Genomic DNA, 16313 nt, shown 5'->3' on the forward strand with positions numbered 1-16313 from the left:
GTCGCGCGGCTAGCGGCGGGAACCGCGGAGTCTGAAAGGGGACGGCGTCCAGCCGTCCCTTTTTTGTTCCGCCAATTTTCATGTTCCCACCCGGTGAGGCGCGACGATACGCAAGATGGCTCTGAAAAATCTGATCAAGGCGAAGACGGGGCAGCCCGAGCGACTGACGGAAGACGAGCGGCTCGCGCGCTCGGGCCTGCTTGCGGGGCTGGAAGCACTGCCGACGGTCGTGATCGTGCTCGACCGCAAGACGCTCAGGGTTGCGTTCGCGAACCCGTCCGCGGAGGCGATGCTCGACATCTCGCGGCGGCAGCTCGCGCAGCGGCCGTGGGGCGAGATTTTTCCGAACGCGAACGAGCTCGCGGCGACGATCACCGCGATCGGCCAGCAGCGCTTTCACGCGACGCATCTCGACACGGTGCTCGACCGGCCCGGCCACGAGGCGCTGCACGTGCATGCGATCGTCGGCTTCCTCGAGACCGCGCCCGATTTCGTGCTCGTCGAACTGTTCGAGAACGAACGGCAGTCGCGCACGGATCGCGAGGAACGGATCCACGACCTGACCGCGGTCAACAAGCAGTTGATCCGCAATCTCGCGCACGAGATCAAGAACCCGCTCGGCGGCATTCGCGGCGCAGCCCAGCTGCTCGAATTCGAGCTGAGCGAGCGCGAGCGCGGCGAGCTGCGCGAATACACGCAGGTGATCATCAAGGAGTCCGACCGCCTGCAGACGCTCGTCGACCGCTTGCTGGAGCCGCACCGGCATCCGCACATCGTCGGCGACGTGAACATTCATGAAGTGTGCGAACGCGTGCGCGCGGTGATGCTCGCGGAATTTCCGCGCGGGCTCACGATCGAGCGCGACTACGACGTCAGCGTGCCCGACCTGCGCGGCGACAAGGAGCAACTGATCCAGGCGCTGCTGAACATCGTGCGCAACGCGGCACAGGCGCTGCGCGAACGGATCGCGCAGGGCGACGCGAAGATCGAGCTGCGCACGCGCGTCGCGCGCAAGGTGACGGTCGCGAAGCGCCTGTACAAGTTGGCACTGGACTTGCATGTAGTCGACAACGGGCCCGGCATTCCGGAAGAGATCCGTGACCGGATCTTCTATCCGCTCGTGTCCGGGCGCGACGACGGCAGCGGCCTTGGCCTCACGCTCGCGCAGACCTTCGTGCAGCAGCACGACGGGATGATCGAGGTCGAGAGCCGGCCGGGACGTACCGAATTTCAGATCCTGCTGCCGCTCGACCATTGAGCGGCGGTATGGCGATTCACCGGATTCACCAATACTGACCGACCTATGAAGCCGATCTGGATAGTAGACGACGACCAATCGATCCGCTGGGTGCTCGAAAAGGCACTCGCCCGGGACAGCTTCGCGACGAAGAGCTTCGCGAACGTGCGCGACGCGCTGGCCGCGCTCGACCACGAGACGCCGCAGGTGCTCGTATCCGACATCCGGATGCCGGGCGGCTCCGGCCTCGAGCTGCTGCAGGCGGTGCACGAGCGTCTGCCTGACCTGCCCGTCATCATCATGACGGCGTTCTCCGATCTCGACAGCGCCGTCGCGGCGTTCCAGGGCGGCGCGTTCGAATATCTCGCGAAGCCGTTCGACGTCGACAAGGCGGTGGAGCTGATCCGCCGCGCGGTCGAGGAAAGCCTGCGCGGCGGCGCGCCGCAGGACGAGCGCGTGGCCGAGGCGCCCGAGATGCTGGGGCAGGCGCCCGCGATGCAGGACATGTTCCGCGCGATCGGCCGCCTGTCGCATTCGGCCGCGACCGTGCTGATCACCGGCGAATCGGGCACCGGCAAGGAGCTCGTCGCGCGGGCGCTGCACCGGCACAGCCCGCGGGCGAACGGACCGTTCATCGCGCTGAACACCGCGGCGATTCCGAAGGACCTGCTCGAATCCGAACTATTCGGCCATGAGCGCGGCGCGTTCACCGGCGCGCAGACGACGCGCCAGGGCCGCTTCGAACAGGCCGAGAACGGCACGCTGTTCCTCGACGAAATCGGCGACATGCCGTTCGACCTGCAGACCCGCCTGTTGCGCGTGCTGTCGGACGGGCAGTTCTACCGCGTCGGCGGCCACAACCCGCTGCGCGCGAACGTGCGCGTGATCGCCGCGACGCACCAGAATCTCGAGTCGCGCGTGCGGCAGGGGCTGTTCCGCGAGGACCTTTACCACCGGCTCAACGTGATCCGGCTGCGGCTGCCGCCGCTGCGCGAACGCAGCGAGGACATCGCGCTGCTCACGCGCCACTTCCTGCAGAAGAGCGCGCGCGATCTCGGCGTCGAGCCCAAGCGCGTGTCCGACGACGCGCTGGCGTACCTGACGTCGTTGTCGTTCCCCGGCAACGTGCGGCAGCTCGAGAATCTCGCGAACTGGCTGACCGTGATGGCACCCGCGCAGACGGTCGAGATCAAGGATCTGCCGCCCGACCTCGTGCCGGCCGGTGCGCCGGTGACTGCGACGGCCGATGGCATCGATGCGCACGGCGGCGCGAGCCTCGGCGGTGGCGAAGGGCTGCGCGTGCAGCCGGCGCCCGGTGCGGCGCCGTTGACGGCGGCGCCCGTCGCGGCCGCGCCGAACGGTGCGCCGGCCGGCTATCCGATGTGGGAAAACGGGCTGCGCACCGAAGTCGCGCGGCTGTTGCGCGAGAACTCGGCCGACGTGATGGACGAGCTCGCGCGCCGCTTCGAGGCGGCCGTGATCCGCGAGGCGCTCGACTTCACGCGCGGCCGCAAGGTCGAGGCGGCGGAGCGGCTCGGCATCGGCCGCAACACGATCACGCGCAAGATCCAGGAACTGCATCTGGAGCCTTGAGCCGCCGTCGCGGCATGCGCGGGCATCGCGCATGCCGCGATCGGACATAATCTCGGTTTGCCGTCACGTGCGATCCGTCATGTCCGATTCCTTCCGCTGGCCCGCCGGGGCCGATCCCTTCCGTTTTCTCGAATCGCTCGACAGCAAGCGCGCCCGCGCGTGGGTCGACGAGCAGAACGCGCGCACGCGTGTCGCGCTGCGCGACGACGATGCGTATCGCGCGCTTACCGCGCGGCTCGCACAGGCGTATCTGCCGCGCGAACGCCCGGTGATTCCGACCCGCTGGCGCGAGTGGGCGTACGACCTGTGGCAGGACGATCTCCACCCGAAGGGACTGTGGCGCCGCGCGCGCTGGGACGACTGGCGCGCGGGCCGGCCCGAGTGGGAAACGCTGCTCGACGTCGACGCGCTCGGCGCGCAAGAGGGCGAGTCGTGGGTGTTCGAGCAGGACGCGATCCTGTATCCGGACGGCGACCGCGCGCTGCTGTCGCTGTCTCCGGGCGGCGCCGACGCGGTCGTCGTGCGCGAGTTCGATCTCGTGCAGCGCCGCTTCGTCGACGACGGGTTCACGATCGACGAGCCCGGGCATCACACGGTCGGCTGGATCGACCGCGATACCGTCTACGTGAGCTGGGATCGCGGCGAGGCGCATGCGACCGCGGCCGGCTATCCGTACGACGCGCGCCGCTGGGTACGCGGCACGCCGCTCGCCGATGCGCCGGTCGTGTTTCGCGGCGAACCCGACGACATCAGCGCGGGCGCGGCGTTCGATCCGATCGACGGCCGCCACGTCGCGTGGCGCAGCGTCGATTTCTTCGACGCACACGCGTACTGGCTGAACGACGCGGGCGAGTGGGTGCGCTACGACGTGCCGACGCATGTCGAGGTCGGCTTCTGGGAAGGCTGGCTCGTGCTGGAGCCGCGACTCGACTGGGACTGCGGCGGCGTGCGTCACGCGGGCGGCTCGCTGCTCGCGATCCGCGAGCAGGCATTCCTCGCCGGCGCGCGTGAGCTCACGACGCTGTTCGAACCGCGGCCGTCGACGTCCGCGTGCACGTGGACGCATACCCGCACGATGCTGATCGCGAGCTGGCTCGACGACGTGCAAAACCGCACGATGCTGTGGCAGCCGCGCCAGGGCGAGGACGGCGCATGGACGTGGCACGCGCGGCCGTTCGAGTGGCCGGGCGACGCGCAAGTCGACCTCGAGCCGGTCGAGTCGACGCTGAACGACGACGTGTACGTGGACGTCGACACCTATCTCGACCCGCCCGAATGCTGGCTTGCCGATCTGGCCGATCGCGCGGCCGATGCCGCGTCGCGCCGCGTGCTGCTCGACCGGCCGCCGGTGCGCTTCGACGCGGCCGGGCTCGTCGTGCGGCGTGCCAATGCCCGCTCGCGCGACGGCACGGTCGTGCCGTACACGCTGATCGGGCCGTGTGACGCACTCGATGGGCTCGATCGCCCCGATGGCGTCACCCGCGTCGCGCGACCCTGCCTGCTGTCAGGCTATGGCGGCTTCGCGATTCCGAACCTGCCGGGCTATAGCGATGCACTGGGCATCGCATGGCTCGAACGCGGCGGTGTCGCGGTGTTCGCGCATATCCGCGGCGGCGGCGAATTCGGGCCGGGCTGGCACGTCGACGCACAGCGCGAGCATCGGCAACGTGCGTTCGACGACTTCATCGCGGTGGCCGAGGATCTGATCCGCAGCGGCGTGACGACGGCCGCGCAGCTCGGCATCGAGGGCGGCAGCAACGGCGGGCTGCTGGTCGCCGCGTGCATGGTGCAGCGTCCGGAGCTGTTCGGCGCGGTGCTGTGCCGCGTGCCGCTGCTCGACATGCGGCGCTATCCGAAGCTGCATGCGGGCGCCGCATGGCTCGACGAATACGGCGATCCGGACGATTCGCGCGAGGGCGCGGCGCTGGCTGCCTATTCGCCGTATCACCGTGTGCGCGAAGGGGTCGTGTATCCGCCGCTGTTGCTGACGACGTCGACGCGCGACGACCGCGTGCATCCCGCGCATGCGCGCAAGATGGCCGCGCGCATGCATGCGCTCGGACACGAACGGGTGTGGTACTGGGAGAACACGGACGGTGGCCACGGCAGCGCCGACGATCTGGAGCGTGCCGAGGCGGATGCGGCGGAATTCGGCTTCCTGTGGGCCCATCTCGGGCCCGCGCCCGCACCCGCGCGCGGTTGAGCGCGGGCACGAGCGGGAAGGGCGTTCAGCAGACGACCGCGACGACGGGCGTATGGTCGGACGGCTGTTCCCACGTGCGCGGCAGGCGGTCGACTTCGCACGACGTGCAGTTGGCGGCGAGCGCCGGCGACAGCAGGATGTGGTCGATGCGCAGCCCCGCGTTGCGGCGGAACGCGAGCATCCGGTAGTCCCACCACGTGAAGGTCTTCTCGGGCTGCTCGAAACGGCGGAACGCGTCGACGAAGCCGAGCTCGAGCAGCTTCGCGAAGTGCGCGCGCTCCTGCGGCGACACGAGGTTCTGGCCTTCCCATTTCGCGGGATCGTGCACGTCGCGGTCTTCCGGCGCGATGTTGTAGTCGCCGAGCAGCGCGAGCTTCGGATAGCGCTGCATCTCGGCGCTCAGCCACGCATGCAGTGCGTCGAGCCACTGCATCTTGTAGACGAACTTGTCGGACTCGGGCGACTGGCCGTTCGGGAAATAGGCGGATACGATGCGCACGCCTTCGACCGTCACGGCGATCACGCGCTGCTGCGGATCGTCGAAGCCGGGGATGTTGCGCACGATGTCCGATTCGTCGACGGCGAGCGTGTCGCGCGCGAGAATCGCGACGCCGTTGTAGGTCCGCTGGCCCGTGAACCAGCTGCGGTAGCCGATGGCCTCGAGATCGGCGCGCGGATACTTCTCGTCCGGCAGCTTCAGTTCCTGCAGGCACAGCACGTCGGTTCCGCTGTGCGCGATCCAGTCGAGCACGTGCTGCTTGCGGACGTTGAGCGAGTTGACGTTCCAGGTGGCGATTTTCATGAACGGGAATGCGTGCGGGGTGAATGCGAAGGCCGCCATCTTACCGCGAGCACGGGGCGCGAACGCGCGCGACACGCGATGCGAAGCACGCGCCGCGCATCGCGATATCGACGACCTGCGAAGAAATTGTGACAAAGGTATTGACGTGAGTACTTCCTCACCCTATAATTTATTTCTCTGACGCGGGGTGGAGCAGTCTGGCAGCTCGTCGGGCTCATAACCCGAAGGTCGTAGGTTCAAATCCTACCCCCGCAACCAAGCACACCAGACGATGTGCAGCGCATATGACCGATGCGCGCTTCGTCGACAGGAACCCGGCCTCGCGCCGGGTTTTTTGTTTTCAGCGTCCGAATGTCATTTCGGCGCGCCGGGGCTCCCCGGCAGGAAGCCGTTCTCGATCAGGTAAGTCGACGTGTTGACGAGCGTGGCCCGCGCATTCGGCGTGCCGGTCAGCGCCGCGCATTTGTCCTTGCCCGTATTCAGCCGGATCGACCGTTCGGTCGTCGGGTAGTCGACGTCCTTCAGATAGAAATGCGGCAGCGACGTCGTGTGCCGTGCGTACGGCACGCACGGCCGCTGCATCGGGTCGCTCGACGCGCTGTTGAACGGGAGGAACTCGTCGAACACGGAAGCGCTGTTCGACAGTCCGCCCCAGTCTGCCGGCACCGCGATGCTGCCGGTCGGCGTCGTGACGCCGGTTGCGACGTCCGTGATGAAGCCTTCGATGGTCGAGCGTCCGTCGGCGCGATTGCCCTGCGCATGGACCATTTGCAGCCGGTAGGCATGGCCCGTTTTCCACGCATAGCCGATCGAGCACGAGGTGCCCGAGCCGCCGTCGGCACCGCCGCGGCAATTCGCCGACAGCGGCGTCGTGCCGGTGCCGAACGCGCTGAAGATCACGACGTTGGTGCTTTGGGTGCGCGGCTGGATGCCGGTGTAGATCGGGTGGCCGCCATGTTCGGACCACACTTGATTGGCCCAGTAGTAACTGGCGTTGATATTGGTCGGCACGACCTCCGGTGTAATGTCCCACGTCATGCGATCGAAACCGCCGTTGGGCGTCGTCGAGGCTGACGCGTTGATGGTGGGGTCGGCGTGTGCGCCGAGCATGGTCGACATGGCGAGCATCGCAGCGACCGTGGACTTGAGTCGTTTCATGTTCCGGTTTCCCGTTGGTGGAAAAGAGAGCGCACGAGCAGCACCGATTGAAGCGATGCGGCACGAATACCAATTTGCGCCCACTTTATTACCAATAGATAACCAGTTGAAGCGGCGAGACCGTGCGCCGCGCGCCGCCCGATTCGCGGACCATTCCCCTCGGCCCCCATGGCGCGGGGGAGAGCGGGGCGTCGGGCGCGACGCGATGTGACGGGCAAGATAACGATTCCTGCCGGGTGGAATAATCCGGCCTTCAAATCGCGGTGAGGGTGGCCGGAGAGCGCGCCGGCCTCGGGCCAATGTCCACCTCGCGGCGGCGCGCGATGGTCAGCCCGCCGCCCACTCGACCGCCGCCTTCGCATGCAGCGCGGTCGTATCGAATACGGGCAGCGGCGAATCGTCCGCGCCGATCAGCAGCGTGATTTCCGTGCAGCCGAGAATCACCGCTTGGGCGCCGCGTTGCGCCAGTTCGTCGATGATCGCCACGTAGGTTGCGCGCGACGCCGCATCGATCACGCCGTGACACAGCTCGTCGTAGATGATCCGGTGCACGTCGCCGCGCGCGGCTTCGTCCGGCACCAGCACGTCGAGGCCGAACTTGTCGCGCAGGCGCTCCGCATAGAACGGCAATTCCATCGTGTAGCGCGTGCCGAGCAGCGCGACGCACTCGACGCCCGCGGCGCGCAGCGCGGCGCCCGTCGGATCGGCGATGTGCAGGAACGGCAGCGCGACCGCCGCTTCGATCGCGTCGTGTACGCGGTGCATCGTGTTGGTCGTCAGCACGACGAGATCGGCGCCGGCCGCCTCGAGCTGACGCGCGGCATCGGTCATCCGTTCGCCGAGCGCGACCCAGTCCTGCGCGCGCTGCAGCGCTTCGATCTCGGCGAAATCCACCGTGACCAGCACGCTCTTCGCGTTGTGATGGCCGCCGTGCAGTGCCTTCGAATGGCGATTGATCATCCGGTAGTACTCCGCCGACGATTCCCAGCTCATCCCGCCGATCAGTCCGATCGTCTTCATCCGTCACCTGTGCGTTTCGTATGTCGTGGCAGACGAGTATAGGGGCCGCCCCGTGCGCGCGGCGGTACGATCCGTGCGAAGCGCGCCGGTACGGGGCGCCCGAACGCGGCAGTACGCGACAGTTGAAACCGGCACTGTGTTTTTGTACAGTATCGGCACCGTGAATCCGACCATCATCCCGCCTGCCGATTCTCCGCGCGAGCCGCCGCCCGGCGATGCGCCGCCGCGCGTGCGCAAGATCATCCACTGCGACTGCGACTGCTTTTACGCGTCGGTGGAGATGCGCGACGACCCGTCGCTGCGCAACCGGCCGCTCGCGGTCGGCGGCCGGCCCGACCAGCGCGGCGTGATCGCGACCTGCAACTACGAGGCGCGGCGCTACGGCGTGCATTCGGCGATGTCGTCGGCGCTGGCGATGCGCAAGTGTCCGGACCTGCTGATCCTGCCGTCCGCGATGGACAAGTACCGAGCGGCGTCGCGGCAGATCATGGCGATCTATCGCGACTACACGCACGACGTCGAGCCGCTGTCGCTCGACGAGGCTTATCTCGACGTCAGCGGTTCCGAACTGTGCCAGGGCAGCGCGACGCTGATCGCGCGGGAGATCCGCCAGCGTGTGTACGACACGGTGGGCGTGACGGTGTCGGCGGGCGTCGCGCCGAACAAGTTCATCGCGAAGATCGCATCCGACTGGAACAAGCCCGACGGCCTGTTCGTCGTGCGCCCGCATGAAGTCGATGCGTTCGTCGCGGCGCTGCCCGTGCGCAAGCTGCACGGCGTCGGCAAGGTGACGGCCGCGCGGCTCGAGAGGCTCGGCATCCAGACCTGCGCGCAGTTGCGCGACTGGTCGCTGATCGATCTGCATCGCGACTTCGGCGCGTTCGGTCGGCGACTGTACCAGCTGGCGCGCGGGATCGACGAGCGGCCGGTGCAGGCCGACCAGGAGCGCAAGTCGGTCAGCGTCGAGACGACCTATGTGACCGACCTGACGACGCTCGAACAATGCGCGGACGAGATCCGCCGCCTCGTCGTGCAGCTCGACGCGCGGATCGCGCGTGCGGGGGCGGCGCGCGCGATCCGCAAGCTGTACGTGAAGATCCGCTTCGCCGATTTCCAGCGCACGACGGTCGAATGCGTGGCCGACGCGACGAATGCGCAGACGGCGGTCACGCTGCTCGCGAAGGGGCTGCAGCGGCGCGCGCAGGCGGTGCGGCTGCTGGGCGTCGGCGTGCGCATCGACGAGGACACGGCCGAGCGGCGCGGGCAGTTCTCGTTGTTCGACGATGAAGTCGACCGTGCTGACGACGCCGGTAACGCTGCCAACGCCAACGACGCCAACGACGCCAACGCCAAAACCCCCGCGCCATGAAAAAAGGCACCGCCGAAGCGGTGCCTTCCGAAGCAGCCGGCCGAACCGGCCAGCGCGTGCTCAGTGCGCGGCGGAGGTCATCCCGTTGTGGCGCAGCAGCGCGTCGATTTCCGGTTCGCGGCCGCGGAACGCCTTGAACGAATCCATCGCCGGGCGGCTGCCGCCGACTTCGAGGATCTCGCGGCGATAGCGCGTGCCGGTCGCTGCGTCGAGCACGCTGCCGCCTGCGGCGGCCGCTTCCTCGAACGCCGCGTACGCGTCGGCCGACAGCACTTCGGCCCACTTGTAGCTGTAGTAGCCGGCCGCATAGCCGCCCGCGAAGATGTGGCTGAACGTGTTCGGCCAGCGCGAGAACGCCGCCTGCGGGATCACGTGGTAGCGCTCGTTGATCTCGCGCGCGAACGCGTTCACGCCGGTCGCGCCGGCCGGGTCGAAGTCGACGTGCAGCAGCATGTCGAACATCGAGAACACGATCTGGCGCAGCGTGCCGAGGCCGCTCTGGAAGTTCTTCGCGGCGATCATCTTGTCGAACAGCTCGCGCGGCAGCGACGCGCCGGTATCGATGTGCGACGACATCGACGACAGCACGTCCCATTCCCAGCAGAAGTTTTCCATGAACTGCGACGGCAGCTCGACCGCATCCCATTCGACGCCGTTGATGCCCGACACGCCGAGCTCGTCGACGCGCGTGAGCATGTGATGCAGCCCGTGGCCGAATTCATGGAACAGCGTGATGACTTCGTCGTGCGTGAAGCACGCGGGCTTGCCGCCGACCGGCGCCGAGAAGTTGCAGGTCAGGTACGCGACCGGCGTCTGCACGGTGCCGCCGCGCTTCGCGCGCGCCCGCGCATCGTCCATCCACGCGCCGCCGCGCTTGCCTTCGCGTGCATACAGGTCGAGATAGAACTGCGCGACGAGCGAACCGTCGCGGTTCTCGACGCGGAAAAAGCGCACGTCCCGGTGCCAGACCGGTGCCTCGTCCGGCTTGATCCGCACGCCGAACAGCGTTTCGGTGACGGTGAAGAGGCCCTTCAGCACGGCCGGTTCCGGGAAGTACTGCTTGACCTCGTTTTCCGAGAACGCGTAGCGCTGCTGGCGCAGCCGCTCGGCCGCGAACGCGACGTCCCACGGCGCGAGTTCGGTCAGGCCGAGTTCCTTCGCGGCGAACGCGCGCAGTTCGTCCCAGTCCTTGTCGGCGTGCGGGCGCGCGCGCGTCGCGAGATCCTCGAGGAACGCGACGACCTGCTGCGGCGACTCGGCCATCTTCGGCGCGAGCGACACTTCGGCGAAGTTGCGGTAGCCGAGCATCTGCGCCTCTTCACGGCGCAGCTTCAGCTCGTCGGCGACGATCGCCGTGTTGTCCCATTCGGCCTTGCCGCCGCCGTACTGCGGCCCGAGTTCGGACGCGCGCGTCGCATACGCGCGATACAGCGTCTCGCGCATCGCGCGGTTCTCCGCGTATTGCAGCACCGGGAAGTAGGACGGGAAGTGCAGCGTGAATTTCCAGCCTTCCTTGCCTTCCTTCTGCGCGGCTTCGCGGGCCGCTTCGATCGCGTCGCCCGGCAGGCCGGCGAGTTCGGCCTCGTCCTGCGCGAAGTACGCATACGCGTTGGTCGCGTCGAGCACGTGGTCGGAGAACGCCTTCGACAGCGCGGCCTGCTGCTCCTGCAGTTCGGCGAAGCGCGGCTTCTGGTCTTCCGGCAGCTCGGCGCCCGACAGGCGGAAATCGCGCAGCGCGTTGTCGAGGATCTTCTTGCGCTCGGCGGACAGCGTCGCGTATTCGGCGCTCGCGGCGATCGCCTTGTACTTCTCGTACAGCGCGAGGTTCTGGCCGACGCTCGACCAGAATTCGGTCACGCGCGGCAGGTTTTCGCCGTAGGCGGCCCGCAGTTCCGGCGTATCGGCGACCGCGTTCAGGTGGCCGACGACGCCCCATGCGCGCCCGAGCGGCTCCGTCGCCTGCTCGACCGTCTCGACGATCGTGGCCCAGGTCGCCGGCGTCGCGGGTGCGCTCGCGGTGTCGACCGCGCGGTTGGCGGTGTCGAGCAGCGTGTCGAGCGCGGGCGTCACATGTTCCGGACGAATCTCGCCGAAGCGGGGCAGGCCGGAGAAATCGAGGAGCGGATTGGTATTGGCGCTGGCGGACATTAAGACTCCCTGTCTGTTGCCGGATGAACCGGGGTGAAAAGGGTGAGGCGCGAAGCAGCGGCGCCCGATATCGACATTATTGGGGCGCATCGCGCGCTTTCCAATCGTTAGTTTCTAACGACGCGATTGGATACACGCGACGCGGGGTCGGATTGGGGCGAAACGCGGCGGGGTGTAGCGGTATGACGCGCGGCCGCAATGGCGACCGGCGAGATGCCGGCGCACGAATGCGCGCCGGCTGGGAAAACAGCGCGATCAGGCGGCCGCGGCGGCGCGCTCGGCGGCTTCGATCGTGTTGATCAGCAGCATCGTGATGGTCATCGGGCCGACGCCGCCCGGCACCGGCGTGATGTGGCCGGCGACTTCCTTCACGCCGGCGAAGTCGACATCGCCGCACAGCTTGCCCGCGTCGTCGCGGTTCATGCCGACGTCGATCACCGTCGCGCCGGGCTTGACCATGTCGGCCGTGAGGATGTTGCGCTTGCCGACCGCGGCGACCACGATGTCGGCCTGGCGCGTGTGCGCGGCGAGGTCGCGCGTCTTGCTGTGGCAGATCGTCACGGTCGCGCCGGCTTCGAGCAGCAGCATCGCCATCGGCTTGCCGACGATGTTCGAGCGGCCGATCACGACCGCGTTCGCGCCTTGCAGCGGGATGTCATGCGCTTCGAACATCTTCATCACGCCGTACGGCGTGCACGGACGGAACAGCGGCTTGCCCGTCATCAGCGCGCCGGCGTTCGCGACGTGGAAGCCGTCGACGTCCTTCTCCGGCGCGATCGCCTCGAGCACCTTGTGGCTGTCGATGTGCGCGGGCAGCGGCAGCTGGACCAGGATGCCGTGGATCTTCGGATCGCGGTTCAGTTCGTCGATGCGCGCGAGCAGGTCGGCTTCCGACAGCGTGTCCGGGTACGCATCCTTGTGCGAGAAGAAGCCGTTGTCCTCGCACGCCTTGATCTTGTTGCGCACATAGACTTCGCTCGCCGGGTTGGCGCCGACGAGGACCACCGCGAGACCGGGCTGGTGGCCGCGGGCGGTGAGGGCGGCGGCGCGTTGGGCGGCCTGCGTGCGCAAGGTCTTCGAGAGGGCGTTGCCGTCGATGAGGAGGGCTGTCATGGTGGTGGTCCTGCCGGGAAGTTGGAATGCGGGTGTGCGGCGCACGAAACGCCGCAGCAAAGCACGCAATTATACCGGTCGCCTGCTGTCGTCCGACAGCGAATGCAAGGAAAGCGTCATGGCGGCGATGCCGGCGCCCGGGAGCAAGCGCCGGGCCGCGCCGCGCGAGTGGGCCGCATTGCGCGGCCCGAGTGTGCGAGAGTGCGTGCGTGCGGCTAGCCGGGCAGGTGCCCGCGGCCGCACGCAACGTTCAGGCCTGCTTCTTCGACAGCGCGAGGCGCAGCAGGTCGGCCACCGTGTTGACGTTGAGTTTTTCCATGATGTTCGCGCGGTGCGCCTCGACCGTCTTGATGCTGATCCCGAGATCGTCGGCGATCTGCTTGTTCAGGCGGCCGGCGATGATCCGCTCGAGCACCTGTTGCTCGCGCGCGGTCAGCTTCGACAGACGCTCGCTCGCGGCGCGCTGTTCCTGGACGCTCTTGCTTTCGCTTCGGGCCTTGTCGAGCATCCGCTCGACGAGTTTGCGCAGCTCGGCCTCGTCGAACGGTTTCTCGATAAAGTCCATCGCACCCTTTTTCATCGTCGACACCGCCATCGGCACGTCGCCGTGGCCCGTGACGAAGATGATCGGCAGCGCGGCGTTGTCGGCGATCAGGCGCTCCTGCAGCTCGAGGCCGCTCATGCCCGACATCCGGACGTCGAGGATCAGGCAGGCGATCTGGCCGGCCTGCTGCGCCGGCTGGTAGGCATCGAGGAACTGCTCCGCGCTCGAGAAGCATTGCACGCGATAGCCGTTCGCCTCCAGCAGCCAGCGCAGCGAGTCCCGTACGGCCTCGTCGTCGTCGACGACGAAGACGGTTTCCTGAGTGGTGGTGACAGGGCTATTCATAGTTCTCCCGTAACGGTATGTGATGCCGATGCCTCGCGCCCCCCTTGGCCGAGATCAGCGGGTTCCCCAATGGGCAGGCTGCAGTGGAATGTCGCGCCGGAAATGCGGCCGTCCGGTTCGACATTGTTGACCACCCACAGACGCCCCCGATGCGATTCGATGATCGAACGGCAGATGTTCAGCCCCATGCCCATGCCGTCGGACTTGGTGCTGTAAAACGGTTCGAACAGGCGTTCGGCGGTTGCCTCGTCGACGCCCGGACCCTGGTCGATCACGCGGATGTCGACGAAACCCGCGTCGATGTCGGCGACGACGCGGATCACGCCGTCCACCGTCGCCGGCTTCACGTCGGCCATCGCCTCGGCCGCGTTCTTCATCAGGTTCATCAGCACCTGCTCGATCAACACGGGGTCGACATAAATAATAGGCATTCTTGCGAGGATTTCCGTGACGATCCGGATCCTGCGCTTCCTGGCCTCGATTTCGGCGAGCCCGACCGCGTCGGCGACGATGTCCGCGACCCGCGCCGGCTGGCGCTTCGGCTCGCTGCGCTTCACGAATTCGCGGATCCGCTTGACGATCATCCCCGCGCGCAGCGCCTGCTGCGCGGTCTTTTCCAGCGCGGGCTGCAGCGTCTCGGGCGTGCCGCGGCCGCTCTTCACGAGCGCGAGCGTGCCCGAGCAGTAGTTGTTGATCGCGGCGAGCGGCTGATTCAATTCGTGAGCAATCGACGACGCCATTTCACCCATCGTCATCAATCGGCTCGTGAACTGCAGCTTCTCTTCCTGCTGATGCGCGAGCTCCTGCGCCTTCTTGCGGGTCGTGATGTCGGTCGCGATCTGCATCTGCGCAAGATGGCCGTCCACCCACTGGATGTACTGGCGGCGCACCTCGAACCACTTCTGGATGCTCTCGACGTACACCTCCTGCGCGTCGGCCGTGCTGCTCGTCAGCGCGGCGGCCGGCAGGCCCGCGAACGTGTCGACCATGTCGATCGAGTCGGACGACGCCTGCGCGCGGTCGAAGCCGCCGCCCGACAGCTCGAGATGGCCGTCGGGGCGAATCCCGAACAGGTGGCGGTAGTAGCGGTTCGCAAACAGCAGCTCGGCTTCGTCGGCGGCGAGCACCGACACCGCGGCGTCGAGGCTTTCGAGCACCGTCGTGAAGCGTTCGTGCGCGGCCGCGAGCTCCTCGCGGGCGCGCTTCGGCTCGGTGATGTCGGTCATCGACGACATCCAGCCGGTCTGGCGGCCCGAGCTGTCGATCAGCGGCGACACGTAGAGGCGCGCATGGAACAGCGTGCCGTTCTTGCGCCGCACGCGCAGCTCGAAGCCCGAGCTCGGCGCCTTGCCGCGCAGCGTCATGTCGAGCTGGCGCTGCATTTCCGGATACGCGTCGCGCGGCCAGTACGGGAACGGCGCGACCTTGCCGACCAGGTCGGTTTCGTCCCAGCCCGTCATCCGGCAGAACGCGGGGTTCACGTGCGTGATGCGGCCGTGCATGTCGAGCACGCGCATGCCGATCAGCACCGAATTTTCCATCGCGCGGCGGAAGAATGCCTCCGCGTACAGCGCCTGCTGCGCCTCGAAGCGCTGGCGCGTGTGCTTCCACAGGCTCCAGAGGCTCCAGAGCACGAAGCACGACAGCCCGGCGACGAGCCAGACGAGCGTGTTGTTGGTCAGGTTCGTGAGCTGCGGGAACGCGTACACGCGCACGGTCAGCCCCTGGCCGGGCGGATCGAGCGGCAGGTCGTAATGGGAGTCGCGCGGCAGGCGCGGGCGCGTCGACGTGGACGAGAGCTCGCGGTTGTTCGAGTCGGTGATCGAGATCTTGTACTTCGACGACAACTCCTGCGGGATGTCGTGCTTCAGGATGCCTTCGACCGAGAACACCGCGGCGATCGAGCCGAGATATTCGCGGTCGCCGCGCATCACGGGCGTCTGCAGCGTGATGAAGCCGTTGCCGAAGTCGTCGTAGATCAGCGGCGAATAGGCCTGGCGGCGCGTGCTGCGCGCTTCGTCGTACGCGCCGCGCACGGCGTCCTGCATCTGCGCGTCGCCGGGCTTCGCGAGCCGCTGGCCGAGCAGCGGCGGGTGCACGGCCGGCCAGCGCTGCACGCCGGGCGCGGTGTACCAGTTCAGATAGAGGATTTCCGGATGCGTCTGCATCACGTCCGCGACGGCCATCTGGAACGCGTTCTGGTCGAGGCGGCCCGACGCGAGATCGCGCGACAGCGCCTGCAACTGCTCCTGCGCACCCGTCATCGACAGGCGGATCTGCTGCTGCGCCCATGCGACGTTACGGAACAGGGTGTCTTCCTGCTGCTGCTGTTCGCGGCGATTGAGGCTCCACAGAATCAGGCTCATCACCACGAGGAACACGAGGATCGACAGCAGCGGCGTCAGCAAATAGGAATTGGACCACCACGGTCCGTGGTGCCAACGGGACGGCTGCGACTCCGCCGGCGGGCCCGACGGTCGCGCCGAGCGTGCGAAAAGCCGATCGGTCAACATGGCAGGATTGTAGCGCAGCGCAATACATGGAAAACCGATACCGGATATGTTGAACGGAAACGGATTTGTGCCCGCGGCGCGCGCCGCGGAGCCCCAGCCGATGGGTGCAGCGCAGCAATATTCCGCATTGCGAGAAAAGATCTCATAATTCGAAAATTCAGTTGCGCGGGCCCGTCCACGCTCATTACAATCCGTCGGAGCTTGCCCGCAGCCGGTCGCGTCGCGTCGTCTGCATGAGAGCGATCCTCACATTCCAGGACCCAGGAGA

The 16313-nt window shown here is 67.4% G+C and carries 11 protein-coding genes, 1 tRNA gene and 1 pseudogene; 6 read left to right on the plus strand and 7 right to left on the minus strand.

What is annotated here, in order from left to right; translation table 11 throughout:
• The first annotated feature begins 115 nt into the window (after positions 1-115).
• The 3 genes from glnL (at position 116) to SB771_RS08000 (ending at position 5033) form a co-directional block, all read left to right on the plus strand.
• On the plus strand, positions 116-1258 hold the full coding sequence (glnL, locus tag SB771_RS07990) for a nitrogen regulation protein NR(II) (protein ID WP_164714828.1): 1143 nt from the start codon (positions 116-118) through the stop codon (positions 1256-1258).
• A gap of 45 nt (positions 1259-1303) precedes the next feature.
• Entirely contained in the window at positions 1304-2830 is a 1527-nt protein-coding gene (gene ntrC / locus SB771_RS07995; RefSeq protein WP_175660464.1) for a nitrogen regulation protein NR(I), read from the plus strand.
• A 79-nt stretch (positions 2831-2909) separates the two neighbouring features.
• Complete coding sequence (locus SB771_RS08000; protein WP_175660465.1) at positions 2910-5033, plus strand: prolyl oligopeptidase family serine peptidase; 2124 nt, start codon at positions 2910-2912, stop codon at positions 5031-5033.
• 25 nt (positions 5034-5058) lie between these two features.
• Here the strand turns inward: SB771_RS08000 and xth are convergent, their stop codons facing one another.
• Positions 5059-5835 carry an exodeoxyribonuclease III gene (gene xth, locus SB771_RS08005; protein ID WP_193759171.1) on the minus strand — a complete coding sequence of 259 codons (777 nt, stop codon included), beginning with the start codon at positions 5833-5835 and terminating at the stop codon, positions 5059-5061.
• Between the two features lie 181 nt (positions 5836-6016).
• On the opposite strand from xth, the gene SB771_RS08010 reads away from it, so the two are divergent.
• Positions 6017-6093, plus strand: a tRNA-Met gene (locus tag SB771_RS08010).
• A gap of 96 nt (positions 6094-6189) precedes the next feature.
• Here the strand turns inward: SB771_RS08010 and SB771_RS08015 are convergent.
• Both SB771_RS08015 and SB771_RS08020 read right to left on the minus strand, forming a co-directional pair.
• A complete protein-coding gene (locus SB771_RS08015; RefSeq protein WP_175660466.1) occupies positions 6190-6993 on the minus strand; it encodes a DUF3472 domain-containing protein in 804 nt (267 codons plus the stop codon).
• A gap of 327 nt (positions 6994-7320) precedes the next feature.
• On the minus strand, positions 7321-8013 hold the full coding sequence (locus SB771_RS08020; protein ID WP_175705421.1) for an aspartate/glutamate racemase family protein: 693 nt from the start codon (positions 8011-8013) through the stop codon (positions 7321-7323).
• 136 nt (positions 8014-8149) lie between these two features.
• On the opposite strand from SB771_RS08020, the gene dinB reads away from it, so the two are divergent.
• Positions 8150-9382 carry a DNA polymerase IV gene (dinB, locus tag SB771_RS08025; RefSeq protein ID WP_175660468.1) on the plus strand — a complete coding sequence of 411 codons (1233 nt, stop codon included), beginning with the start codon at positions 8150-8152 and terminating at the stop codon, positions 9380-9382.
• Positions 9383-9442: 60 nt separating this feature from the next.
• On the opposite strand, the gene SB771_RS08030 is transcribed toward dinB, so the two are convergent.
• The 4 genes from SB771_RS08030 to fixL form a co-directional block, all read right to left on the minus strand.
• On the minus strand, positions 9443-11530 hold the full coding sequence (locus SB771_RS08030; RefSeq protein ID WP_175660469.1) for a M3 family metallopeptidase: 2088 nt from the start codon (positions 11528-11530) through the stop codon (positions 9443-9445).
• Between the two features lie 255 nt (positions 11531-11785).
• Complete coding sequence (gene folD / locus SB771_RS08035; protein WP_105833467.1) at positions 11786-12643, minus strand: bifunctional methylenetetrahydrofolate dehydrogenase/methenyltetrahydrofolate cyclohydrolase FolD; 858 nt, start codon at positions 12641-12643, stop codon at positions 11786-11788.
• A gap of 250 nt (positions 12644-12893) precedes the next feature.
• Positions 12894-13532, minus strand: coding sequence for an oxygen response regulator transcription factor FixJ (fixJ, locus tag SB771_RS08040; RefSeq protein ID WP_006493245.1), 639 nt, complete (start codon positions 13530-13532; stop codon positions 12894-12896).
• The gene (fixL, locus tag SB771_RS08045; RefSeq protein ID WP_011657389.1) at positions 13529-16045 is read right to left on the minus strand and encodes an oxygen sensor histidine kinase FixL; all 2517 of its coding nucleotides are present in this window, start codon (positions 16043-16045) and stop codon (positions 13529-13531) included. Before fixL ends, fixJ begins: the two co-directional genes overlap by 4 nt.
• On the opposite strand from fixL, the pseudogene SB771_RS08050 reads away from it, so the two are divergent.
• Positions 15965-16182, plus strand: a pseudogene (locus tag SB771_RS08050) (hypothetical protein); the annotation flags it as partial. The gene fixL and the pseudogene SB771_RS08050 sit on opposite strands and share 81 nt — an antisense overlap.
• Positions 16183-16313 lie beyond the last annotated feature (131 nt).

This window comes from Burkholderia sp. SIMBA_051 (assembly GCF_046534915.1).
Lineage (GTDB): Bacteria > Pseudomonadota > Gammaproteobacteria > Burkholderiales > Burkholderiaceae > Burkholderia > Burkholderia ambifaria.

Excerpts from the sequence above, each read along its gene's own strand:
- fixJ (WP_006493245.1), bottom strand. The coding sequence starts at position 13,532 with ATGAATAGCCCTGTCACCACCACTCAGGAAACCGTCTTCGTCGTCGAC.
- SB771_RS08000 (WP_175660465.1), top strand. The coding sequence starts at position 2,910 with ATGTCCGATTCCTTCCGCTGGCCCGCCGGGGCCGATCCCTTCCGTTTT.
- SB771_RS08030 (WP_175660469.1), bottom strand. The coding sequence starts at position 11,530 with ATGTCCGCCAGCGCCAATACCAATCCGCTCCTCGATTTCTCCGGCCTG.
- SB771_RS08020 (WP_175705421.1), bottom strand. The coding sequence starts at position 8,013 with ATGAAGACGATCGGACTGATCGGCGGGATGAGCTGGGAATCGTCGGCG.
- glnL (WP_164714828.1), top strand. The coding sequence starts at position 116 with ATGGCTCTGAAAAATCTGATCAAGGCGAAGACGGGGCAGCCCGAGCGA.
- ntrC (WP_175660464.1), top strand. The coding sequence starts at position 1,304 with ATGAAGCCGATCTGGATAGTAGACGACGACCAATCGATCCGCTGGGTG.
- xth (WP_193759171.1), bottom strand. The coding sequence starts at position 5,835 with ATGAAAATCGCCACCTGGAACGTCAACTCGCTCAACGTCCGCAAGCAG.
- SB771_RS08015 (WP_175660466.1), bottom strand. The coding sequence starts at position 6,993 with ATGAAACGACTCAAGTCCACGGTCGCTGCGATGCTCGCCATGTCGACC.
- folD (WP_105833467.1), bottom strand. The coding sequence starts at position 12,643 with ATGACAGCCCTCCTCATCGACGGCAACGCCCTCTCGAAGACCTTGCGC.
- fixL (WP_011657389.1), bottom strand. The coding sequence starts at position 16,045 with ATGTTGACCGATCGGCTTTTCGCACGCTCGGCGCGACCGTCGGGCCCG.